This window comes from Paenibacillus lemnae, assembly GCF_012933385.1.
Lineage (GTDB): Bacteria > Bacillota > Bacilli > Paenibacillales > Paenibacillaceae > Paenibacillus_AQ > Paenibacillus_AQ lemnae.
In genome coordinates this window covers 1-21,890 of sequence record NZ_JABBPN010000033.1, presented here as the reverse complement: position 1 = coordinate 21,890, position 21,890 = coordinate 1, and the positions used below count along the sequence as shown (strand labels likewise).

General features: G+C 45.2%; 21 protein-coding genes. 14 read left to right on the top strand and 7 right to left on the bottom strand.

Features of this window, described 5'->3' with window-relative positions; all coding sequences use genetic code 11:
- Positions 1–233 precede the first annotated feature (233 nt).
- Positions 234–1,373, bottom strand: coding sequence for a zinc-dependent alcohol dehydrogenase (locus HII30_RS20935; protein ID WP_169506988.1), 1,140 nt, complete (start codon positions 1,371–1,373; stop codon positions 234–236).
- A gap of 295 nt (positions 1,374–1,668) precedes the next feature.
- On the opposite strand from HII30_RS20935, the gene HII30_RS20930 reads away from it, so the two are divergent.
- The 8 genes from HII30_RS20930 (at position 1,669) to mnhG (ending at position 8,880) form a co-directional block, all read left to right on the top strand.
- Complete coding sequence (locus tag HII30_RS20930; RefSeq protein ID WP_169506987.1) at positions 1,669–2,136, top strand: hypothetical protein; 468 nt, start codon at positions 1,669–1,671, stop codon at positions 2,134–2,136.
- Positions 2,137–2,287: 151 nt separating this feature from the next.
- A complete protein-coding gene (locus tag HII30_RS20925) occupies positions 2,288–2,578 on the top strand; it encodes a hypothetical protein (RefSeq protein ID WP_169506986.1) in 291 nt (96 codons plus the stop codon).
- Positions 2,579–3,046: 468 nt separating this feature from the next.
- Positions 3,047–5,905 (top strand): Na+/H+ antiporter subunit A, encoded by a 2,859-nt coding sequence (locus HII30_RS20920; protein WP_169506985.1) that lies wholly within the window; start codon positions 3,047–3,049, stop codon positions 5,903–5,905.
- A 2-nt stretch (positions 5,906–5,907) separates the two neighbouring features.
- A complete protein-coding gene (locus HII30_RS20915; RefSeq protein WP_169506984.1) occupies positions 5,908–6,246 on the top strand; it encodes a Na(+)/H(+) antiporter subunit C in 339 nt (112 codons plus the stop codon).
- Positions 6,239–7,720, top strand: coding sequence for a Na+/H+ antiporter subunit D (locus HII30_RS20910; RefSeq protein WP_169506983.1), 1,482 nt, complete (start codon positions 6,239–6,241; stop codon positions 7,718–7,720). The genes HII30_RS20915 and HII30_RS20910 overlap by 8 nt, the downstream gene beginning before the upstream one ends.
- A gap of 5 nt (positions 7,721–7,725) precedes the next feature.
- A complete protein-coding gene (locus tag HII30_RS20905; protein WP_169506982.1) occupies positions 7,726–8,205 on the top strand; it encodes a Na+/H+ antiporter subunit E in 480 nt (159 codons plus the stop codon).
- Positions 8,202–8,483, top strand: a complete 282-nt coding sequence (locus HII30_RS20900) for a Na(+)/H(+) antiporter subunit F1 (protein ID WP_169506981.1) — start codon at positions 8,202–8,204, stop codon at positions 8,481–8,483. Before HII30_RS20905 ends, HII30_RS20900 begins: the two co-directional genes overlap by 4 nt.
- A complete protein-coding gene (mnhG, locus tag HII30_RS20895; protein WP_169506990.1) occupies positions 8,476–8,880 on the top strand; it encodes a monovalent cation/H(+) antiporter subunit G in 405 nt (134 codons plus the stop codon). The genes HII30_RS20900 and mnhG overlap by 8 nt, the downstream gene beginning before the upstream one ends.
- An 85-nt stretch (positions 8,881–8,965) precedes the next feature.
- Here the strand turns inward: mnhG and HII30_RS20890 are convergent, their stop codons facing one another.
- From HII30_RS20890 to HII30_RS20875, 4 genes are all read right to left on the bottom strand, one after another.
- On the bottom strand, positions 8,966–9,574 hold the full coding sequence (locus tag HII30_RS20890; protein WP_169506980.1) for a TVP38/TMEM64 family protein: 609 nt from the start codon (positions 9,572–9,574) through the stop codon (positions 8,966–8,968).
- Between the two features lie 18 nt (positions 9,575–9,592).
- Positions 9,593–9,805, bottom strand: coding sequence for a hypothetical protein (locus HII30_RS20885; RefSeq protein WP_169506979.1), 213 nt, complete (start codon positions 9,803–9,805; stop codon positions 9,593–9,595).
- A 24-nt stretch (positions 9,806–9,829) separates the two neighbouring features.
- Positions 9,830–10,411: a thymidine kinase gene (locus tag HII30_RS20880; RefSeq protein WP_169506978.1), complete on the bottom strand. Its 582-nt coding sequence runs from the start codon at positions 10,409–10,411 to the stop codon at positions 9,830–9,832.
- Between the two features lie 163 nt (positions 10,412–10,574).
- The gene (locus HII30_RS20875; protein ID WP_169506977.1) at positions 10,575–10,865 is read right to left on the bottom strand and encodes a hypothetical protein; all 291 of its coding nucleotides are present in this window, start codon (positions 10,863–10,865) and stop codon (positions 10,575–10,577) included.
- A 186-nt stretch (positions 10,866–11,051) separates the two neighbouring features.
- On the opposite strand from HII30_RS20875, the gene HII30_RS20870 reads away from it, so the two are divergent.
- Together HII30_RS20870 and HII30_RS20865 are read left to right on the top strand one after the other, a co-directional pair.
- Positions 11,052–13,043: a beta-galactosidase gene (locus HII30_RS20870; RefSeq protein WP_246246808.1), complete on the top strand. Its 1,992-nt coding sequence runs from the start codon at positions 11,052–11,054 to the stop codon at positions 13,041–13,043.
- A 160-nt stretch (positions 13,044–13,203) separates the two neighbouring features.
- On the top strand, positions 13,204–14,757 hold the full coding sequence (locus HII30_RS20865; protein ID WP_343045142.1) for an ATP-binding protein: 1,554 nt from the start codon (positions 13,204–13,206) through the stop codon (positions 14,755–14,757).
- A gap of 52 nt (positions 14,758–14,809) precedes the next feature.
- Here HII30_RS20865 and HII30_RS20860 read toward each other — a convergent pair whose 3' ends face one another.
- Complete coding sequence (locus tag HII30_RS20860; RefSeq protein ID WP_169506975.1) at positions 14,810–15,883, bottom strand: branched-chain amino acid aminotransferase; 1,074 nt, start codon at positions 15,881–15,883, stop codon at positions 14,810–14,812.
- 124 nt (positions 15,884–16,007) lie between these two features.
- Between HII30_RS20860 and HII30_RS20855 the strand changes: the two genes are divergently transcribed.
- Together HII30_RS20855 and HII30_RS20850 are read left to right on the top strand one after the other, a co-directional pair.
- Entirely contained in the window at positions 16,008–16,898 is an 891-nt protein-coding gene (locus HII30_RS20855) for a LysR family transcriptional regulator (RefSeq protein WP_169506974.1), read from the top strand.
- Positions 16,899–16,933: 35 nt separating this feature from the next.
- Positions 16,934–17,272, top strand: a complete 339-nt coding sequence (locus HII30_RS20850; protein WP_169506973.1) for a DUF952 domain-containing protein — start codon at positions 16,934–16,936, stop codon at positions 17,270–17,272.
- Between the two features lie 51 nt (positions 17,273–17,323).
- Here the strand turns inward: HII30_RS20850 and HII30_RS20845 are convergent, their stop codons facing one another.
- A complete protein-coding gene (locus HII30_RS20845) occupies positions 17,324–18,154 on the bottom strand; it encodes an AraC family transcriptional regulator (RefSeq protein ID WP_169506972.1) in 831 nt (276 codons plus the stop codon).
- A gap of 176 nt (positions 18,155–18,330) precedes the next feature.
- Here HII30_RS20845 and HII30_RS20840 point away from each other — a divergent pair, with 176 nt between their 5' ends.
- Positions 18,331–20,025, top strand: a complete 1,695-nt coding sequence (locus tag HII30_RS20840) for a glycoside hydrolase family 2 protein (RefSeq protein ID WP_169506971.1) — start codon at positions 18,331–18,333, stop codon at positions 20,023–20,025.
- Positions 20,026–20,192: 167 nt separating this feature from the next.
- Complete coding sequence (gene hemG / locus HII30_RS20835) at positions 20,193–21,575, top strand: protoporphyrinogen oxidase (RefSeq protein WP_169506970.1); 1,383 nt, start codon at positions 20,193–20,195, stop codon at positions 21,573–21,575.
- Positions 21,576–21,890 lie beyond the last annotated feature (315 nt).

Below are 21,890 nucleotides of genomic sequence, written 5' to 3'. Positions count from 1 at the left end.
GCTATGAGTCTTCGAACGAGAACTATACTCGTACCATGAAGGATTTCGATCTGGCTCTGAACAATGCAAAAGAGACGGAACGTATGAATTCTTGGATGAAACGCAGCAGTCACTCATAGAACTAAGCATAATTTTTTTGTATGAACTCGATTCCCCACATAAACACCCCACTGGAGCAGAAATACACTTGGCTCCCGTGGGGTGTTTTTTTACAATATCCGCTTTTAAATTCCTTATGGCTTGAGAACGACTTTAATACAATCATCTGCATGGTCATTAAATGCCTTGTATGCGTCACTCGCTCTTGCCAGAGGCACCTCATGTGTAATAATGTCGGTTGGATCGATTTTGCCTTCTGTTATCATATCAAACAGCATTGGCATCATATGGATCACTGGTGCCTGTCCCATTTTGAGTGATACATTTCGTTCGAAAATATTGCCTAAAGGGAACATATTGTACTTCGAACCATACACTCCGGTCAATTGAATCGTACCAAATTTCCGTACGGCTTGAAGTGCGATTTCTAAAGCGCTCAAGGTTCCGCCCTGGATCTTCAACTTTTGACCAATCGCCTCTAATGGATTCTTCTTGCCATCCATGCCGACACAATCGATGACGACATCCGCGCCACCGGAAGTTAGTTCCCGCAAATATTTTCCAGTCTCATCAAATTCCTTAAAATTAATCGTTTCGACCTTGTTTGTTTTTTCAGCATGACGAAGGCGATACGGTACATGGTCAACAGCAATCACTCGTTTGGCGCCTTTCATCCAGGCGAATTTCTGGGTCATCAAGCCGACAGGACCGCAGCCGAGCACAATCACGGTATCACCTTTTTTCATGCCCGAATTCTCGATACTCCAATAAGCAGTTGGCAGGACATCAGACATAAACAGAAGTGCATCGTCTTCAAGCTCACACGACTCTGGTATTTTGAAAGGCATGAAATTACCATATGGAACCCGAAGCAGCTCTGCCTGGCCGCCGGAATAATCTCCATATCGTTCGGTGTAACCGAAATAGGCACCTGTATCAAACTCCGGGTTGGCGTTCGCATTGTCGCACTGGCTTTCCATTTCGTTCTCACAATAGAAGCAATGTCCACAGGATACGTTAAAAGGAAGAACAATCCGATCTCCTTTTTTAACTTTTGTAACCTCAGGTCCAACTTCCTCAACAATACCCATCGGTTCATGACCGATAACAAAATCCTTTTTGGCGGGCAGAGCTCCTTTATAAATATGCAGATCCGATCCGCAGATAGCGGTGGAGGTAATACGTACAATAATATCATCTGCTTTTTGCAGTTTAGGGTCCTCAACTTCTTTTACCTGGACATCATGGGCACCTTGAAACGTAACAGCTTTCATGTAATCCCTCCTTGAATTTATAAATGGCTTATATGTGATATACCCAAAACTTGCGCAATTATGAAGTTCAAGTGTAATAAACCTAAATTTGAGGCACAGGGTAAGAAGAAAATATCGATAAACATTCTATAAAGATTCTAAATTTTTAATGAAAATCAAGACCCGATTAAATATTATTTTGACAAAACTGTGGCTTTCATGTGACTAAATTGTGTACAAACGTGGTATATTAAGGTAGAATGAATTGAAAGCACTTCCACGAATTTATTTTACTATCAGGAATGGAGTTGACCTCATGATGAATTATGAAATTAAATATGCCACTCGAATGAAAGAAATTATAGTGTTGTCTTTTATGTTTAGTGTCGTGATTTTTCAGATTGGTGTCTGGACGAAACAGTCGTTTCCAGTATTGTTTTACGCTCAAATTGTTGTGAATCTTATAATGGTTGGAGCATTAGGAATAGAGATCTTTGCCCGGTTCGTGAAGCGGGGAGTCATTATCCAAAGTGATACGAAGAGCATTGTCATTAATGGAGAAGTCATACATGCTGAAGATTTGGAATTGATTCGTATTTCTGGCTGCCGCAGTGCTGCATTCGGTCTTAAATTAAAGAACAGCAAGAAACCGGCCATGCGCTATACGTTCAAATTTCTAGACTCCAAGTGTGAAGGGGTACGTGAAATTATACGTTTTGCAGAGATAAACCATATTGAAGTGATCAAGATGGGACCTCAGTCAAGAATGGTTGAGGCATCATAACCGTTTAAATAAACAAAGAAGTGGTGGTATCAGGGTTGATCCTGTACCGCCACTTCTTTGTTTATCCTAACGGATTTATATGACCTTCTTGCAATCGAAACGCCGAATGTGGGTATAATTCACATAGAACTCACAGACAAGGAGGGCGAATATGAGCTGGTTAGCTGTTCAGCCTTATTACAAAGTGGTAAGACGTGTTCAGAGCACAGAACTGAAGATCACGGAAGAGGATCGCGAGCTGCTCTTGTCCCATCAATCCATCATAACGAAGACCCGTGAATTTGCTGTTAAAGATGTGTTTGATATATCGTTCCGAAGCATGGGTTCCTCTGGCGGCATGCTGTATTTGCATACAAGCTTCGGGGTTTATTCTTACATGGTCAGAGATAACCCTAGTGATTTCATGACCGTATTCAAAAATATGGACTCCAATAAGAAATGAATTTTCATTGGGACGCTTTTCGAATTATTCGAATATATTCCCTCGGTTTAAAAGGCTGCTGTTTAGCTTGCGTTTCACTCTGAGGTTGTGAGGTTATAGAATAAAGTGGATACTCCGTATTTAAAGATGCATGATGTGTTATGCTTGAATTTAACAGAGCAGATGCCAAAAATATCACGACAAAAATTCCTGCGCAGCCCCATACTTTTTTGCTTATCATTGGTGAAATCACTCCTTAGTGTTTATATAGAGTGATGCCCAATTTTATGATAATCATTCACCATATCTTTGACAAAGCATGTTGATGTAGGCTATACTGATTTTCGGTTTGAAAAATGTTTGAAACAATTACATAAGCAATACCTGGAGGAGCCTGCCAAACGTGGGCTCTTTTTGTGTTTTTTAGATTTTTTTATCTAAATATGGCAATACTTAGGAAGAAAAAATCGTAGTCAAGGAGGAATCATTTTGTCGCTTCTTCACATCGCCATCCTGGCACCATTGTTCTATGCCATTTTGACAGGCATCATTGGCATCAAGCTGAAAGGAATTCATACCGGATGGCTGGTTCTGCCCGTACCAACAGTCATCTTTGGATTCTTTCTCAGTATGATCCCGATTGTTCAGCAGGGCAATGGCGGGCTTCATGAGCTTCCATGGATCCCATCACTTGGAATTAATTTTTCTGTGTATTTGGACGGACTAAGTCTCCTGTTTTCCCTGCTCATTTCCGGGATCGGTATGCTGGTCGTTTTGTATTCTATTTATTATCTCGATAAGAAGAGAGAAGCAGTTCACCGTTTCTATGTATATCTTCTGATATTTATGGGTGCCATGCTCGGGGTTGTATTATCCGATAACATGATGGTGCTCTATGGCTTTTGGGAATTAACCAGCATTTCATCTTTCCTGCTTATTGCTTTTTGGTATAACCGTGAAAGATCCCGTTATGGTGCATTGAAATCCATGCTCATCACCGTATTCGGAGGTCTGGCCATGTTTACAGGCTTTCTTATGCTCTCGGCAATGGCCGGAAGTCTGAGCGTAAGGGAGGTCATTGCTCAAACAGGAGAGATTGTGGGCGAGCCGCTATTCTTGCCAGCCATGATTCTAATCCTGCTCGGTGCATTTACTAAATCGGCACAATTTCCTTTTCATATCTGGCTTCCAGATGCGATGGAAGCACCTACACCGGTCAGTGCTTATCTCCATTCAGCTACAATGGTTAAAGCAGGCATTTATCTTGTTGCCCGCTTCAGTCCTGTGTTCGCAGGACAGCCGGAGTGGTTCTGGCTGGTTTCCGGGGCTGGATTGTGCACCCTGATTTACGGCTCAGTAAGGGCTATGAAGCAGACGGATTTGAAAGCTCTTCTTGCGTTTTCCACTATAAGCCAGCTTGGGTTGATTATGTCGCTGTTCGGCTTGGGTTCAGCATCTGCATTTTTTACAGGTTCTGCTGATGCGTTGTTCTATACAAAAGCAACCACTGCCGCCGTGTTCCACCTGATCAATCACGCGACCTTTAAAGGTGCATTATTTATGGTCGTTGGTATCGTTGACCATGAGACAGGCACGAGGGACCTGCGGAGGCTCGGAGGTCTGATGGCTCTAATGCCAATCACCTTTACGATTGCTGTCATTGGTGCTTTTTCTATGGCCGGATTACCGCCATTTAACGGGTTTCTGAGTAAGGAGATGTTCTTTACTGCTGTTCTCCAGGCTGCGAAGATGGATTTCTGGAATGTTCAGACATGGGGGGTATTAATACCGGTCATCGCATGGATTGCCAGTATTTTTACTTTCGTGTACAGCATGATTCTCGTTTTCAAAACCTTTCTTGGTAAAGGAAAGCCCGAAGCTCTGGAGAAAACACCACACGAAGCACCTATGGGTCTGCTCATTTCACCTGTCATTCTGGCTTCGCTGGTCGTCGTGTTCGGTTTTTTTCCTAATCTGCTGTCTTATTCGCTCATTGAACCGGCTATGGCAGCTGTGCTGCCAAACATGCTGTCATCGGGAGAGCAATTTGATGTGCACATTACATTTTGGCACGGCTGGAATGCAGAAATATTCATGACGCTCGGAGTCATTCTCATCGGAATTTTGATTTTCCTGATATTTAACAAATACAGGTTGTTGAACTCACCGTGGACCGAACGGTTTACATTGAACCGTCTATATGACAAAGGTCTGGCTGGGTATGAAAAAGGAAGCAGCAAGGTAACGAAATCATATATGACGGGCTCTATTCGGCACTATGTCATCTATATCTTCGCAGCGTTTGTCTTACTGTTAACGTATGCGATTGTCGATTCAGGCGGGGTGAAGATCGATACATCGGGCTTTGCACCGGTTTCTTTTTACGAAATGGTCATTATTATCTCAATGATCGGATCTGTACTCGTGCTGCCGTTTGTTAAAAATCGTCTGATTGCGATTATTATCACCGGCATGTCGGGCTATATGGTTACGTTATTCTTTGTCTTGTTCCGGGCTCCCGATCTGGCTTTGACGCAGATGATTGTGGAAACTGTATCCGTGATGCTGTTCCTGCTCTGTTTCTACCATCTTCCCAAGCTGCGTAAAGAAATGGTTCCTCTTCGCTTTAAGTGGACCAATGCGATCATCTCGATTGCTGCAGGTGCCGTCGTGACGTTGCTGGCACTTGGTGCATCAAGCGACCGGTTGTTTGCGTCGATTTCAGATTATTACATTAAAGAAAGCTACAATTTAGCGGGCGGTAAAAATATCGTCAATGTCATACTTGTAGACTTCCGTGGATTTGATACGATGCTTGAAATCATGGTGCTTGGTATCGCTGCTTTTGGTATATACGCTTTAATCAAAATTGATTCCGGAGACGAAATCATCGGTTTGGGTGACCGCAGGGTAGATCTGATGCTCCCTAACAGCAATGATGTCATTCTGCGGACTATTTCTAAACTGGTCATCTTTATTATTCTGACATTTGCTTTGTATCTGTTCCTGTCTGGCCATAACAACACAGGGGGCGGATTTATCGGTGGTCTGATGACAGCGGCAGCGCTTGTACTGCTCTCCATGGCCTTCGGCATGAATATCAGTGAGAAAATTATTCCAGTCAATTTCCGAACCATGATCGCTGCCGGACTGCTCATTGCACTGCTTACTGGTATGGGTTCGTTCCTGTTCGATGCACCGTTTTTAAGCCAGGCTTTTGACTATTTCACACTTCCTCTGCTGGGGAAAACAGAATTGGCTACAGCGGTACTGTTTGATTTAGGTGTATATTTGGCTGTCGTGGGTGTGACCATGACGATCATTTATTCCATAGGGAGGGATAACTAGACATGGAATTATATATGGCACTCACGATCGGCGTATTGTTCGCCGTCGGCGTATACTTGATTCTCTCCAAAAGCTTGCTGAGGATCATACTTGGAACTTCATTGGTAACGCACGCGATTCACTTGCTGCTGCTTACGACCGCTAGGCTCAAGACTGGTGCTGCTCCACTGCTCGGAGAAAAAGCAGAATCGTATGTTGATCCGCTGCCTCAGGCATTGATATTAACTTCCATTGTTATCAGCTTTGGAGTGACTTCATTTTTCTTCGTCTTGGCATACAAAGCGTATCAGCGTTTAGGTACAGACGATATGGAAGAGCTGAGGGGGCGCGAAGATGAATAATCTGGTTGTACTGCCCCTTTTGATTCCACTGCTGACCGCCGTAGTGCTGATCTTCCTGTTCAAAAAAGTTCAATTGCAGCGATGGATAAGTCTGGTCAGCCTGCTGATCAATATTGTGGTCGCTGCGCTGCTGGTTGGACAGGTGAGTGAGAAGGGAATCCAGACATTATACATGGGGGGCTGGCTGCCGCCGTACGGCATTGTGTTTGTTGCCGATATGTTCTCAGCACTGCTGGTATTAACGACACTGGCCGCAGCTGCCGGATGTCTGCTGTACGCTTTTCGTACCGTAGGGGAGAAGAGAGAGAAATATTATTTTTATCCTTTTCTTCAATTTCTGCTGGCAGGAGTTATCGGGTCCTTCATGACAGGCGACTTGTTTAATCTGTTTGTGTGCTTTGAAGTGATGCTGATATCTTCCTACGTACTGATCGTGCTGGGAGGCAGCCGCAGACAGCTTCGCGAGACGTTAAAATATATTCTGATCAATATATTGTCTTCTGCGCTTTTCGTGGCTTCTATGGCCATTCTATATGGAACGATTGGAACGTTAAATATGGCGCATATCTCTGTACGAGTTGCAGAAGCTCAGCAGGGCGGGATGCTGAATATTATATCGATCATGTTCTTGATCGTGTTTGCGTTAAAAGCCGGTCTGTTTTTATTCTACTGGCTTCCTGGCTCGTACAGCGTTCCGCCTACCGCGGTTATAGCGCTGTTCGGTGCCTTGTTGACCAAAGTCGGCTTGTATGCTGTGATTCGCACATTTACATTAATGTTTTATCATGACCAGGGATTTACTCATACCATTATCGCTTGGATGGCGGCAGCGACCATGATTCTCGGTGGAATAGGAGCCGCAGCATACAAAGATGTGCATCGTATATTGAACTATAATGTTATACTGAGTGTCGGCTTTATTGCCTTCGGTTTATCTGTCGCAACCAGAGAGTCATTGGATGGTACCGTACTATATCTGATCCATGACATGATTGCAAAAGCATTATTGTTTATTCTGGGCGGTATGATGATATCAGCAGCAAATTCAAGTCATCTCGACCAAATGGGAGGGTTGATCAAGAAGTACCCTGCGGTCGGCTGGATGTTTTTCGTTCTGGCTCTAGCACTCGTAGGCATTCCTCCACTCAGCGGATTCACTGGGAAGGTACTGATGGTTTCGGGAGGCATTGAAGGCGGTCAATTCTGGTTAACAGCTGTTGCTGTTATGTCCAGCTTGATGGTTCTGTATTCGTTAATAAGAGTATTCATGGGGGCTTTCTGGCGGGAAGATCCCATGCTTCCAGTAACTGAACGTAAAAAATGGCCGGTGTCAGTGTATGTTTCTGCGGGTGCGTTGTTTATCATTGTTATTGGACTGGGTCTGGGTGCTGAATGGGTTTACAGTTTTGCCAGCCAAGCCGGTGAAGTGCTGTCCAACCCGTCAATCTATATCGATGCCGTATTAAAGGAGTAGTGCAGATGGGCCATCAAATCCTGTTAAACATCATTATTGCTGTCGTTTGGATGTTTTTATATTCTGACTGGTCTGCCCCCCGGTTCATTCTCGGGTTCATCGTCGGGGCGGTGTTAATTGGTCTATTGAACCGTTTCTGGTCACAGGATTTTTATCTTCGGAAACTGTGGTCGCTGATTCTATTACTGCTTCTGTTTCTTAAAGAACTGTTTAAGTCGAGTGTTACAGTAATTGCACAGGTGCTTCGTCCCAAGCTGAATGTCACACCCGGTATTTTCGCATATGAAACAGAACTGGAATCTGACTGGGAGGTTACCATTCTCTCACTGCTGATTTGCCTCACGCCGGGAACATTGACGTTAGAAGTGTCTCACGATAAAAAAACGTTGTATATCCATGCTATGGATATCGATGATGTAGAAAGCGTGTCTAGTCAGATCAGAGGCACTTTTGAGAGAGCAATTATGGAGGTGACCCGGCGATGATGGATATGATGTTAATGCTTTCGCTGGCACTTTTGTCACTGGGCATATTGGGCAGTGTATACCGATTGATCAAGGGTCCTTCCATGAATGACCGCATTATTGCATTGGATACGATCGGCGTCATTCTGCTATCTATCGTTGCCGTTCTGTCTATGCTGCTGCGGACCTTTGCCTACTTAGATATTATTCTTCTGATTGGGATTTTGACCTTCATTGGCACAACAGCGCTGGCTCGATATATCGAACGGGGGGATGTCATTGAGCGCACAAATGATTAACGAGATTGGTGAACTGCTGATCGGGCTGCTCGTTTTGTTCGGTGCTGTCTTAAGTGTGGTCAGTGCTTTCGGCCTGATTCGACTGCCGGACGTGTATCTTAGATCTCATGCAGCTACCAAAAGTGCTACGCTGGGTGTACTCCTGATTCTGACAGGCGCTTTTCTTTACTTTATGATTTATGTAGAGCATACCAGTGCCAAACTGATTCTGGGGATCATCTTTGTATTTATCACCTCACCGGTTGCCGGTCACTTGAACGGAAGAGCGGCTTACCGCTCAGGTATACCCATGTGGGATAAGAGCCGATTTGACGAATTAAGGCCAGTCATTCAAAAAGAGATTGAGGAACATGGCCTGAATCGACAGTCAAATACCAAGACCCGCGGAAAACAATAATCAAAAACCAATAGCATGTATAAAAAGCCCTTTCAGAAATCCGATACCATTTCGGGTTTCTGCAAAGGGCTTTTCGAGTCTGCAATCACGTATGATGATAGCGATTCTCGAGTTTTTTGCCGATCATCCACAACAGCCATAAGACGAAAACAGCAATCAGGATACGCCAGGGCTGGTGGATAAAGCCCTGCCAATCGTGACCGATAAAGGCAACCATAAAGATCATTACCGACTTGCCGGCCATAACGGCAATAATAAACGTGGTCATGGATACGGAACTAAGGCCGGATGCGATGTTAATCAGAGCCGAAGGCGTGAAGGGAAAGCAGTACATGATAAAGATCGGCGTGAATCCTTTTTCTTCGATCCAGTGAAAGAATCGCTGCGTTCCGGGCATCTTCTTCTGGATATAGGTACCGAGCCTTCCGCCAAGCTTGCGGACCAGCCAGAAGACGGCAATCGCGCCAGCACAAACGCCGATCCAGGAGAAGAGAAAACCAAACCACAGCCCGTAAGCGGCTGCATTGCCCATCACAATCACAATCAAAGGCAGAATAGGAAGAAAGGCTTCCAGGAAACAAATCAATATCCCTGGAAACGGTCCGAGCTGGGAATACTCCTTCAGCAGGGTTTCCACCTGATGCATATCGATATTTTTTAAATCATGTAGTGCTTGTCTTATCCATTCCAGCATGATGAATAGTATCTCTCCCTAATTCCGAAGTTCATAAAATTGACATTCAGTGCGGCTGTAGTAATCCACATTGCTGACATCAGACTGGGTTACGACGGTTTGATCGGTAAAGCGGATGACCGTAGTACCTGCATGAACGAGCTGATCTTCTTTAAATACTCGCACTTCATACTGCTGATCAACAGCTTCTTGAAAATCCTGGTCACTGAACAGTGGTCTGACAATAGGCATGTTTCGTTACTCCTTTTCACATAATCAGTGGTGTTGACTTACAGGCGGATGGATGTGGCATTTTCGGCACACCGGGACGTAGGAGTCATTTCCGCCGATTGCAATTTGTTCACCTGTATATATGGGTTTGCCATCTTTTAACCTCAAATTCATTGTAGCTTTTCGTTCGCAGAACCAGCAAATGGTTTTCATTTCTTCAATCTTGTCGGCATAGACCAGCATCCAGCGGCTTCCCTCAAACAGATCATTTCGGAAATCATTTTTCAGCCCGAATCCCATCACAGGGACGTCAAGCTCATCGACAATCCGAACGAGCTGCAAAATATTTGATTTCGAGAGGAATTGACACTCGTCCACCAATATACAAAAAGGCTTTGGGCTTTGATTCTGAACCATTCCGAAAATATCTGTGGATTCGGTGATTGGAATTGCTTGTCTACGCAAACCGATGCGGGAGGACACATAGCCGACCTCATCACGGTTGTCCAAAGCCGAAGTGAAAATGAGAACAGGTTTGTTCTGTTCTTCATAATTGTGAGCCACTTTCAAAATTTCGATCGATTTCCCGCTGTTCATGCTGCCATACTTAAAAAATAACTGAGCCATAAGCCATTCCTTTCCAAACGTTGTGAACATACAATCGTATGTATTGTCGCATTAGTTATTGGGTTATGTAAATACCCTGCGGCAACCCTGCAGGGGAGCATTCATCTCACATCGAAAAGAAGCGAAGAGAGCCCCCCTGGCTGCAATTACCGGCAGGTTCAGTTTAGCAGCTGTGCCACCAACGAATGACGATAACCAGCAATATAAACAATACTAATTCAAAAGCTGCCATTCCCGTTCTCTTCGGTACGCATGCAGCAGGCAGTACAGCAGGGGCACATGCATGAGGATGGGCCACCGGTTGTACATATACTTTGGTACTTTGATAAGATGCTGCAGCCACAGACAGCCCGGGATATCCGGAACTATGAGAAACTGGCGGCATTGCTGTTCCAGCCTGCACAGGAGGTATTGAGGTATTCATTCCTGTATTCCATCCGCCCATTCCAGCCATATTAACATCCCCCAACCATTAATGTGATGATTCGAAGATAGTTTATGACGGCAGGGATTATTGTACCTGTGCATTTACCCAGAAGTCAAAATATTATCGTAAAGGTTGAAGTGGTACTCTATACAGGTTATGCTGAAATCAAACATAGTTTAACCAATAAACTAAGATGTATCAGGGGGAATGAGATTGCTGCGTATCGGTGTGGATTATTACCCAGAGCATTGGAATAAGAAAGAATGGAAAACCGATGTTTTGCTTATGAAAGACAGCGGTGTAAACGTTGTCCGTATGGCTGAATTTGCATGGAGCCGCTTGGAGCCGGAAGAAGGAACATATGATTTTCAATGGCTGGATGAAGCGATTTCACTTTTTGAAAGACATGGAATTGATGTTGTGCTGGGGATCCCGACCATGACGCCTCCTCAATGGTTGAGTCAGCATTATCCGGATTCCCTGCCCGATCTGCCCGATCAGCACTTGTCTCATCCGGGTGTCCGCGGCCATCGTTGTTACAACAGCCCTTCTATGCGTATCCTGACAGCTGCTATTACCAAACAGATGGCACAGCGTTATGGCAGCCGCAAGTCTGTAATCGGTTGGCAGACGGACAATGAGTTTTCGCTGCACATGTGCCGCTGTTCCAACTGTTTATCAGGATTTCGGAATTGGCTGAAGGAAAAGTATGGTGATTTGAAAACCCTGAACCAAGAGTGGGGAACGGTGGTATGGAGCGGGGGATTCAGCGATTGGGAGCAAATCGCACTTTATCCCACGAATGAACGCTATTTTAACCCTTCTTTATTGCTGGATTACCGCCGGTTTCAGAGTCAATCGGTTACAAGCTATCAGCAGATTCAAATTGATGAAATTCGCAGTCACAGCCGTGATCAGTGGATCACACACAATACCTGGAGTGCTCCGCTGCCGCTCGACCTCCACGAACTGTATGATGAACTGGACTTTGCTTCTTTCGATTATTATCCTGCTACGGATCCGGATAAAGCCAAGAGCAACCCTTACAGCGGTGCTTTGCTCTTAGATCGGACCAGAGGTTTTAAGCAGCAGAATTTTTGGGTGATGGAACAGTTTGGTGGAATGCCCGGCAGTTGGATGCCTGTCTGGCGCAGCCCTTATCCGGGATTCTTAAGGGCGTTTGCATGGCAAAGCGTGTCACGGGGGGCGGATGGCGTCGTATTTTTCCGATGGAGAAGTGCTGCGGCCGGTGCGGAGCAGTATTGGCATGGACTGATTGATCACAGTAATGTTCCCGGGAGAAGGTTTAAAGAGTTCCAGCAGTTTGCTCGTGAAGCTAACCGATTATCTGATCAGATCTTCGGTTCTGAAATGCAGCATAAAGTTGCGATACTCTATGATTTTGATAGTCATACAGCGCTTCAGCTGCAGCCTCAGACCGAAGGCTATGATTATTATGAATATATAAAATTGATTCACAGATCACTGCTGAAGTCTGGTGTCGGTGTAGATATTCTTCATCGGCTGGACAACCTTCCGGAAGAGTACCGGTTGCTTATCCTTCCATCACTGTTTGTTGCAGATGAAGAGAGCGCTTCCCATATTGAAGCGTTTGTCCGCAAGGGAGGAACGGTTGTGGCACTTCCTCGAAGCGGTGTGAAGCAGATGAATAACCAATGCTGGATGAAACCGCTCCCTGGGCCGCTTTCCTCCATTTTCGGCGTCAGTGTGAAAGAGTACGATCCGATTGGCAGTCATGTTCACCGCATAGCGTCGCTAGACGGACATTCATATGAATGCAGCTACTGGTGCGATCTGCTTGAGGCGGATACGGCAGAGACTGTTGCTTCTTATGATTGTGATTTTTATAAAGGGACACCTGCTGTGACGAGGAACAAGCTGGGCCAAGGCGAAGCATTTTATGTGGGAACATTTCCAGAAGAGTCTTATTTGAAAGCCTTGTTCACACGTCTGTGTAATAATCTGGATATCGAGGTGTATCCTGATCTGCCGGAAGGAATTCATATGACCCGGCGCATAAAAGATGGAACAGAATATGTATTTGTATTGAATTTATCAAGAGAAGAGCAGGCCGTTTCTTTGAAACAGCGGATGAAACCTCTGCTCGTAGATGATGATATTACAAAAAAATCCATAGATTCATTGACTTTGTCCCCTTATGGAGTAGCTGTGTTGGAGCTGTAACTCTCAGACGACCCTAACATCGAAACAGCCGTCCTTTACGACGGCTGTTTTTAATGTTTGTTCTGTCAATCTTCCAATTTTTTTGTTATAACTGATGAAGGGGATAACTGTGAAAATGACAAGCAACTCGTTTGGAGTGAGAATGTTGTCCATTCATGTCTTGAAATCGATTTTAGTACCTTTTATTTCGCTGTTTGTCCTGTTCTCTTCAGTGATCTTGATTCCGGACAGAAATATTCTGCTATTGGCGGGATCTGCGTTATTGTTGAACATAAGCATGTGGATTGAGAAGAAACATCCCAAAGTCCTGGTGCTGCAATTCGTTCTGCTCGGTTTGTTTCATTATGCCAGCCAATTGAATTGGTGTCTTCTGTTATATTACATATTAATTACGAATGTGATTCAGCACAGCTGGAAGTTAAAACAGATGCTTCCTTGTGCACTGCTGATCACGATCCAGTATTCCCTCATCCGATTATCCTACTCACCATACACCACGTATAACATCATCGTATCCGTATACGACATCATCTCATCGTTGGTCATTATTTATACGCTGCATACTATTATCAAGATCGAAATGGAAAAAAAGTCGTTAACCAAGCAAAATAAATTCCTGATCAATCATGATCCGCTGACCGGTTTTTTAAATTATGAAGGATATATGAAAACCGTCCAGCAGATGACAGAAGAACTTCGCAGTTTTCGCATCGTGCTGCTGGATATTAACAATTTCAAATCCTTAAATGCAAAAGACATTACTTCGGCCAACGAAATTCTAATTCGATTCTCCGTTCATATACGGCGTCACTTTAAAAATATGCATGCAGCAGCTCGGTATGCAGGAGACCGGTTTGCAATTCTGCTTCCCGGGAATGAGCCCGTCAACGGACTGTCTTCATTTGACGATTTGGGGGTTCAGATTACATTCAGTATTACAAGTTATCCGGAGGAGGCGGGCTCTTTTCAAGAGGTCATCAATATGGCGGAAGATCGGGTATTTCAGATGCGCCGGGAGACCTGGCTCAAAAGCCAGGAGGAATTTATGCGGTCTGCCAAAATGAAAACAGTGGGTGAGCTGGCCGCAGGCATGGCCCATGAAATACGCAATCCGCTGACTGCAATCAAAGGATTTGTGCAGCTCTCCAAGGTGCAGAATTATAATATTCAGCCCTGGTATGAGGTCATTATGGGCGAAATTACGAGGGTGGGCGAGCTGACGGCTGAATTCCTCCAATTCTCCAAGCCTCATATGAGCAATATGAAGGTCGATTGTCTGCGCAGCTGTATGACGCGTGTCTTTTCTCTATGCGAATCGGAGGCGGCTTCACGAGGACATACCTTTACCATTGATCTTCCGCAGGAAGAAGTAACGGTGTTCATGGACCGTGACAAAATTATTCAGGTTCTCATCAACCTGATCCGAAATGCCTTTCAGGCGATGGATATTACGGGGAACGTTCACTTCTCACTATCCATTCAGAATACTTGGGCAGTGATCCAGGTCGAAGATACCGGCAAAGGGATTGCTGCACATGATCTGGATCAAATATTCGATCCATTTTTTACGACGAAGGAAGAAGGAACCGGTCTCGGGTTGTCTTTATGCCAAAAAATCGTGGAAGACCATGGCGGCACGATTGCTGTACACAGTGAGCTGCAGGTTGGAACGGTGTTTACTGTGCGGCTGCCTATAACGACTGACACTGATTAAACGTTAAAACCCCCGGCCATTCTGGCCGGGGGTTTTAACAATATAATCCACATTAAATCTCGACTTCAACCATCCAGCCGAACGGATCTGGCACGAGACCTCGCTGAATGCCGGTTAGTGTAACATAAAGCTTGCTGGATATTTCTCCTGTAACGCCGCCGCCGATCACGGCCTTTTCATCACGCCAGTTCAGCTCTCCGATGGGAGAGATTACGGCAGCGGTACCGGTACCAAAAGCTTCCTCCAGTTCACCGCTTTTCGCTGCAGCAAAAAGCTCCTCGATGGATATCACCCTTTCTTCGACAGGAACGTTCCATTCCTGCAGAAGCTGGATGATTGAGCTTCTTGTAATCCCGTTAAGAATGCTGCCGCTCAAAGCCGGGGTATAGACAGTTCCGTTGATTTTGAAGAACACGTTCATGCTGCCTACTTCTTCAACATATTTTCTGTGGACACCATCGAGCCAGAGTACCTGAGAATATCCTTTTTCTTTGGCGATCTCCTGGGCTTTCAGGCTTGCTGCATAGTTACCGGCCGTTTTCGCTTCACCGATTCCGCCTCTGACAGCTCTCACATATTCGTTCTCCACATAAATTTTAACCGGGTTTACACCTTCCGGATAATAATTGCCAACCGGTGACATGATGATCATAAATTTATAATCGGTGGAAGCATCCACTCCCAGTGCCGGTTGAGTGGCAATCACATAAGGCCGGATGTACAGTGAATGTCCGCTTTCTTCTGGAATCCAGTCCTGGTCGACTGCGATCAGAGCTTTCAGCGCCTCGAGTGCAATTTCCTCATCAATATGGGGGACGCCTAAACGGTCATTAGACCGGTTGAGCCGCTCCATGTTTTTCTGTGGTCTGAATAACAGAACCCTGCCATCACCGGTTTTGTAAGCCTTCAATCCTTCAAAAATGGTCTGGCCGTAATGAAACACCTTGGCTGCCGGATCCAGAGAAATGGGCTGATAAGGGATAATGCGCGGATCGTGCCAGCCCTGACCTTCGGAATAATCCATAATAAACATGTGATCCGAGAAATGAATGCCGAAGCCGCGTTCGTTCTCCAGCGGTTTTTTCTTTTTATGTGTGCTGATTTCGATACTGATCGGTCTGCCCATGATACCCATCGCTCCCTAGTACGTTTATTCTTAATTGAAATGCTACCATTTTAAGAAGTATATTAAAAGTATCTATTTTGTTTCAAGTATATACCTTATCGGTATGGAAGGGGAACATATTCGTATGGATATGCGGCAGATTAAATATTTTCTGGCTATTGCACATGAGGGACAAGTGACGCGGGCTGCCAAGAAATTGAATATGGAGCAGCCGCCGTTAAGCCGCCAGCTGAAGCAGATGGAAGAAGAATTGGGTGTGCGGTTGTTTGACCGGAGTTCCCGCCATTTGAAGCTGACTTCAGCCGGGGAACTGCTGAAACAGCGAGCGGAAATTCTGCTGTCCCAGTTCGATGAAACCTTGAAAGAGGTCAAAGAGACCGAGGACGGTCTTCGCGGCATGCTGTCCATAGGATCGGTGGTGTCCTGTGTCTCGCTGCTGCCGGGCGTGATTCAGCGTCTGCGTGAAGTGTACCCGCAGCTGACCTATAAGATCATGGAGGGTGATCATACCTTCCTTGGAGAACTGCTGCAGAAAAGAGTCATTGAACTGGTGGTTGCAAGGCTGCCTTTTGAAGCATTCCATCAGACAGATCCCTGTGAAGTGCTGCCGCTGCCCTCGGATCCCTATGTTGCCGTTATTCCGAGCTCTTGGGCCCATAAGTTTCAGGGGAAATCATCGATTCAAATGTCTGAACTCGCCGATTTTCCTTTCCTGACACTGAAGACAGATCACACCACCCGTATGCATGAATCCATCATGAGTGAGTGCAGACGGCATGGATTTGAGCCTCATGTAATTTGTGAATGCTCCAGTGTTGCCATTATTATGTCGTTCATTGCAGAAGGCATCGGTGCTACGATATTTCCCAAATCGGTCATGTCTTCTTATACAGGTAACGTCGTGACAGCCTTGGAGCTTGAAGATGCGGAACTGCAATCCAGTGTTGGTATCGTATGGCTGAAAAATCACTATCTGTCCAAAAGTGCAGAACGTTTTATTGAAAGCTTCAAATGAGATTTGTAATGAATGTGAAGAAGGAGTTGGCGAAGATGATATTGCATATTATGAACACCGTTGCCTGGAAAAATGCAGTTGTTGCCGGGGAATACGCACCAGCCAGTCTTGCGAAGGATGGCTTTATTCACTGCTCGACACCTGAACAGCTGCTGGGAGTTGCGAACACATTTTATCGGGATCAGAAAGGGCTGTTCGTTCTTTATATTGATGAGAGCAAGGTCATTTCGGAGGTTGTATATGAGGATTTGTACGAGACGGGTAAGCTGTATCCTCATATATATGGACCGCTGAATCTGGATGCAGTTGTGCGTATTGTGGAATACAATCCCGATGAAGAGGGATCTGCAGGTACGGAGCATATATCTCACTAAGAAGCAGCAGACATAGACGGCATATAGAGAGCTAGTATCTCTTGATGCCGTTTATTGTTCTTCAGTTTGTTTTCTAAACTTAAGCGGGGATTGTCCAGCATGTTTCGAGAAAGCTTTGCTGAACTGAAATTCATCACGGTAACCGCAGGACCTGGCAATGGCATGAACAGGAAGACGAGTGAAGATAAGATAACGTTCAGCATGCTGCATTCTGATTTGGATCAGATAATCTTTAGGGGATACAGACAGATGCTTGATAAAAAGCTTTCGCAAATACGACACCGATATCCCTTCGCTGCGGGCAAGATCTCCAATTCGAAACGTTGACTCATAATGCTGCTGCATATATCTTTTTATCCGTTGAAAAGCCTGCTCCGGACCTTCTGGATCCTGTACCTGTTCGGGACTGTGCAGTTTGGCGAGGATTTGCATTAGGGTTCCGCATACATATAAATTTCGCTCCGGTATATCAGGCAGCCAGCTGTGGACCATCTGCCTAAAAGCATCGTCCAGATCCAAAGCATCCTGACCCAGGACCTGCTGTTTAAATGGAATGTTTAATCGCGCAAGCTGCTGAGGCATTTTCCATTGTTGGTTCTCATAGCAGGTAATGGAGCATTGAAACAGAACCATCGTAATCTGAAGCGGATCATCGACAGAGCTCTCCATCGACATGGAAAGTCCGGGTTCCATATAAAACAGCATGCCCTTCTGCACCGCATGGGCTTCGTTTTCTCCCGCGCAAAGAAAAGTACCGCTTCCTTTATGAATCCAGTAAAAAGAGTGAACTGACCGGTTATGACGAATGTCCTGCCAAAAAGGTTCCGTGGTCTTCAGCAGTACCCAGTCTATGCGAACGGACAAGTCGTCCACAGTATACATGTTATTGACCTCCCAGGTGTGCGGCATTTTCGGCTGATTACAACATCATTCTTTTGGCTAATAGTATAATCCGCCAGGAGCGATTATGACAAATTTATGACTGCTGCTGACATGGGCTTTTTAATAACAGTGGACTAAACTCTAGAGTATACATCAAGCCTGAGGAGGAGCTGTCCATGATTCGTTTGTTTGATCATCACCGTATCCGAAATACAAAGGAGCTCGAAGGGTTGTGGGATTTTTCTAAGGTAGCCGAAGTGGGGGATGTCCCTGACCGCTATACTATGAAACTGCCAGTACCCGGATGCTGGGAAAGTCATGCAGAGCTTGGAACTTATCGCGGGAAAGGCGTCTATCGCAAAATGCTGTCTGTCCCTAAGAAGTGTAATGTAAGACTGGAGTTTAAAGGAGTGAGTCATACCGCAAACGTCTACTTTGACGGTATGCCAGCAGGGCACCATTACAACGCATATACAGCTTATGACGTTGTTCTTCCTGAAGTTGAAGCGGGGGAACATGAACTTCTGGTCTACGTGGATAATTCCTTTGGAGATCATTCTGCACTTCATGTGCCCAACGACTACTATACATACGGCGGGATTACACGTCCTGTATCCATGGAGATCATCAGTGAAGTATATCTGGAACGGGTGATGTTCACCCCGATCCAATCCACGGACGGATGGAAAGGGCATTGGCGGGCACTGCTTCGCAATATTGGCGATAAAAAGCAGGAGGCTGTGGTTAAAGGTACGGTGGCCGGTCATGAGCTTGTGTTCAGCTCGATCGATTTGAATCCTGGGCAGAGCAGCTGGGTGGAAGGTGAGCTTGCTTATCCGGACGTCGATGCGTGGTCTCCGGAGCATCCGGTTCTCTATGAACTGGAAGCAAGGCTTACTTTGAATGGAGTGGAGGCGGATGACTGGATCGACCGCATTGGTTTTCGAAGTATTGATATATGCGGCGAAAAGATCATGCTGAATGGTAAGCCGCTGATTTTTAAAGGCGTGAACCGGCACGAGGATCACCCTATGGCAGGCAGTGCACTGCCGCTTGGTTTAATGGTGCAGGATCTGGATCTCATCAGGGAGCTCGGCTGTAACTCGGTGCGTACCAGTCATTATCCCTATGATGAACGGTTTCTGGATCTCTGTGATGAATTAGGAATTCTGGTATGGGAAGAAAATCATGCGCGGGGACTAAGCTTGGAACAGATGCAGCATCCGTTATTCGCAGTTCAAAGTGAACAAGTGACGCGGGAGATGGTAGAACAGCATTATAATCATCCTTCCATTGTGATTTGGGCAGTCCTGAATGAGTGTGCCAGCGATACAGAGGAAGGCCGGGTCCATTATCGACGCCAGCTTGAGATTATTCGAGAAGTGGATCCTCTCCGCCCGAGAACATTCGCATCCCATCACCGCAGCCGCGAGAAATGCTTTGACCTTGCCGAGATTGTGTCCGTAAATTTGTATCCGGGATGGTACACGGATGAGGATCCGGGTGAACTGGCCGATCTTGCCAAAGGCTGGGCGGAAAGTCTGGGAGGATCAGGGAAGCCGATGATCATCAGCGAATTTGGCGGTGACGGATTTTACGGATTCCGCAGCAGGGACCGGGTGAAAGGTTCTGAAGAACGTCAGGCAGATATTCTGCTCAGTAATCTGAAGTCCTATCAATCCAGAGATTTCATATCCGGCATGTTCATTTGGCAGTTCTGTGACTGCCGGGTAACAGAAGGGCTCGACTGGCTCCTGAATCGTTCGTGCACCCGGAACAGCAAAGGGCTGGTAGACGAGTACCGTAGACCTAAGCTTGCTTATGATGTAGTTAAAGCGTGTTTTAAACCTGACAGTCATATAAGTGAATGATTAAACACTTGAACTCCGCTTGGATTACAGCGGGGTTTTTGTGTTCATAAAATTGAAGAACAGATAAGACGAACGCATTCTACACTGTGATATAATTAAGCTTTGGATATAAGGAAGATTGAAATTGTACATTATAGAACATATAACCAGACCGAGGTGTTCATCAAATGACAACAACCGTCGTGATAGGCGGAGGAATTACAGGACTTTCCGCGCTGTATTATTTGCACAAAGAATCCTCTGAAATGGAATTGTTTCTTATAGAAGCCGATCCTGTGCTTGGCGGTAAAATCCGCACATCTAAACATGGCGAATTTATTATGGAGACCGGAGCAGATTCTATCGTGGCACGAAAGGGCAATGTTTTTCCTCTAATAGAAGAGATAGGTTTGAAGGACGAAGTTGTATATAACGGCACCGGCACTTCATATATTTATACCGATCATGGATTGAAGAAAATCCCGGCAGACTCTGTCTTTGGTATTCCTGCAGGGATCCAGTCTTTAGTGGAAAGTGAACTTGTTTCGGATCAAGGAAAACTGGAAGCGCTGAAAGATTTGTACGCACCGAATGAGTCTTTCACTAAAAGTGATTCTCTTGGCTTGTTTCTAAAAGCATTTTTAGGTGAGGAATTGGTTCAGAAGCAGATCGCACCTGTCATTTCCGGTGTGTATTCCGGAGAATTGGACGACTTGACGATATCTTCTACACTTCCATTCCTGCTGGATTACAAAAATGAATACGGCAGCATTATTCTGGGTCTGCATGAGAACAGGCATAAATATCTGGGTGCAGCGGGTAAGAAGTTTATTTCTTTTAAAGAGGGCATGTCATCCTTTATTGATAAGATGGAAGAAAAGGCTGAGAGAGCCAGGATTTATAAAGGAGTACAAGCTGAACGAATTGAACGAGCAGGCGAACGCTACAACGTATACTTGGGAAATGGAGAAACGCTGCAAGCGGATCACATCGTACTGAGCAGTAACAGCGGCCAGGCCAAAGCTTTGCTGAATGATGAGGAGCTTACGCCGTACTTTAAACGGTTGTATACCAAATCAATGATTAGTGTCTATCTTGCATTTGATGTCCCTGATGCATCGCTGCCCAGTGATGGAACCGGGTTTATCAATTCAGGCGGCGAAGGTCTGATCTGTGATGCATGCACATGGAGCAGCCGGAAATGGGAGCATACATCTAAGGAGCGGCAGCTGCTGGTCCGTTTATTCTACAAAAGCTCCAATCCTTCATATGAGGCATTGAGTGAAATGACAGATGATGATTTGAAGCACACAGCGGTTCAAGATATTGCTGCGAGTCTAAACATACATGCTGCTCCTGTGGAGGCTATTGTTACGAAATGGCTTAACAATATGCCAAATTATCATTTGGAGCATCGTCAGATCGTGGATACCCTGGAACGTAAGTTGGAAAAGAGCTGGCCGGGAGTGCAGCTCGCAGGATGTTCGTATTACGGGGTCGGGATTCCGGACTGTATTATGAAAGGGAAGGAAGCAGCGGATAATATCCTTTCTCGTGTTGGAGCGAAATAGTTAGGAGATACAGATGAAATATCAGGCGGGCACAGCCATGTGTCTGCCTTTATTAATTAATTGAAATTAAAGCTTGCTGGTTAGCAAATGGTATGATATATTATATTTCTGGCTGTTGCAGACAACATTTTGATTGCAAGAAGCTTTCGAAAAAAAAGCTTGCAATAAGCTAGTAAGTTATGATATATTCTAATTCCGGCCAACAAGCGAGTTGGTTGAGGGAAATGAAGAAGTTGATCTTTGAAAACTGAACAACGAGTGAGTTAAACCGATCTTGCTTTTAGCAAGATCAAACATGAGATTATATAATCTCGT

Coding starts and splice junctions, on each gene's coding strand:
- HII30_RS20935 (WP_169506988.1), bottom strand. CDS start 1,373: ATGAAAGCTGTTACGTTTCAAGGTGCCCATGATGTCCAGGTAAAAGAA.
- HII30_RS20930 (WP_169506987.1), top strand. CDS start 1,669: ATGATGAATTATGAAATTAAATATGCCACTCGAATGAAAGAAATTATA.
- HII30_RS20925 (WP_169506986.1), top strand. CDS start 2,288: ATGAGCTGGTTAGCTGTTCAGCCTTATTACAAAGTGGTAAGACGTGTT.
- HII30_RS20915 (WP_169506984.1), top strand. CDS start 5,908: ATGGAATTATATATGGCACTCACGATCGGCGTATTGTTCGCCGTCGGC.
- HII30_RS20910 (WP_169506983.1), top strand. CDS start 6,239: ATGAATAATCTGGTTGTACTGCCCCTTTTGATTCCACTGCTGACCGCC.
- HII30_RS20905 (WP_169506982.1), top strand. CDS start 7,726: ATGGGCCATCAAATCCTGTTAAACATCATTATTGCTGTCGTTTGGATG.
- HII30_RS20900 (WP_169506981.1), top strand. CDS start 8,202: ATGATGGATATGATGTTAATGCTTTCGCTGGCACTTTTGTCACTGGGC.
- mnhG (WP_169506990.1), top strand. CDS start 8,476: ATGATTAACGAGATTGGTGAACTGCTGATCGGGCTGCTCGTTTTGTTC.
- HII30_RS20890 (WP_169506980.1), bottom strand. CDS start 9,574: ATGCTGGAATGGATAAGACAAGCACTACATGATTTAAAAAATATCGAT.
- HII30_RS20885 (WP_169506979.1), bottom strand. CDS start 9,805: ATGCCTATTGTCAGACCACTGTTCAGTGACCAGGATTTTCAAGAAGCT.
- HII30_RS20880 (WP_169506978.1), bottom strand. CDS start 10,411: ATGGCTCAGTTATTTTTTAAGTATGGCAGCATGAACAGCGGGAAATCG.
- HII30_RS20875 (WP_169506977.1), bottom strand. CDS start 10,865: ATGGCTGGAATGGGCGGATGGAATACAGGAATGAATACCTCAATACCT.
- HII30_RS20860 (WP_169506975.1), bottom strand. CDS start 15,883: ATGGGCAGACCGATCAGTATCGAAATCAGCACACATAAAAAGAAAAAA.
- HII30_RS20855 (WP_169506974.1), top strand. CDS start 16,008: ATGGATATGCGGCAGATTAAATATTTTCTGGCTATTGCACATGAGGGA.
- HII30_RS20850 (WP_169506973.1), top strand. CDS start 16,934: ATGATATTGCATATTATGAACACCGTTGCCTGGAAAAATGCAGTTGTT.
- HII30_RS20845 (WP_169506972.1), bottom strand. CDS start 18,154: ATGTATACTGTGGACGACTTGTCCGTTCGCATAGACTGGGTACTGCTG.
- HII30_RS20840 (WP_169506971.1), top strand. CDS start 18,331: ATGATTCGTTTGTTTGATCATCACCGTATCCGAAATACAAAGGAGCTC.
- hemG (WP_169506970.1), top strand. CDS start 20,193: ATGACAACAACCGTCGTGATAGGCGGAGGAATTACAGGACTTTCCGCG.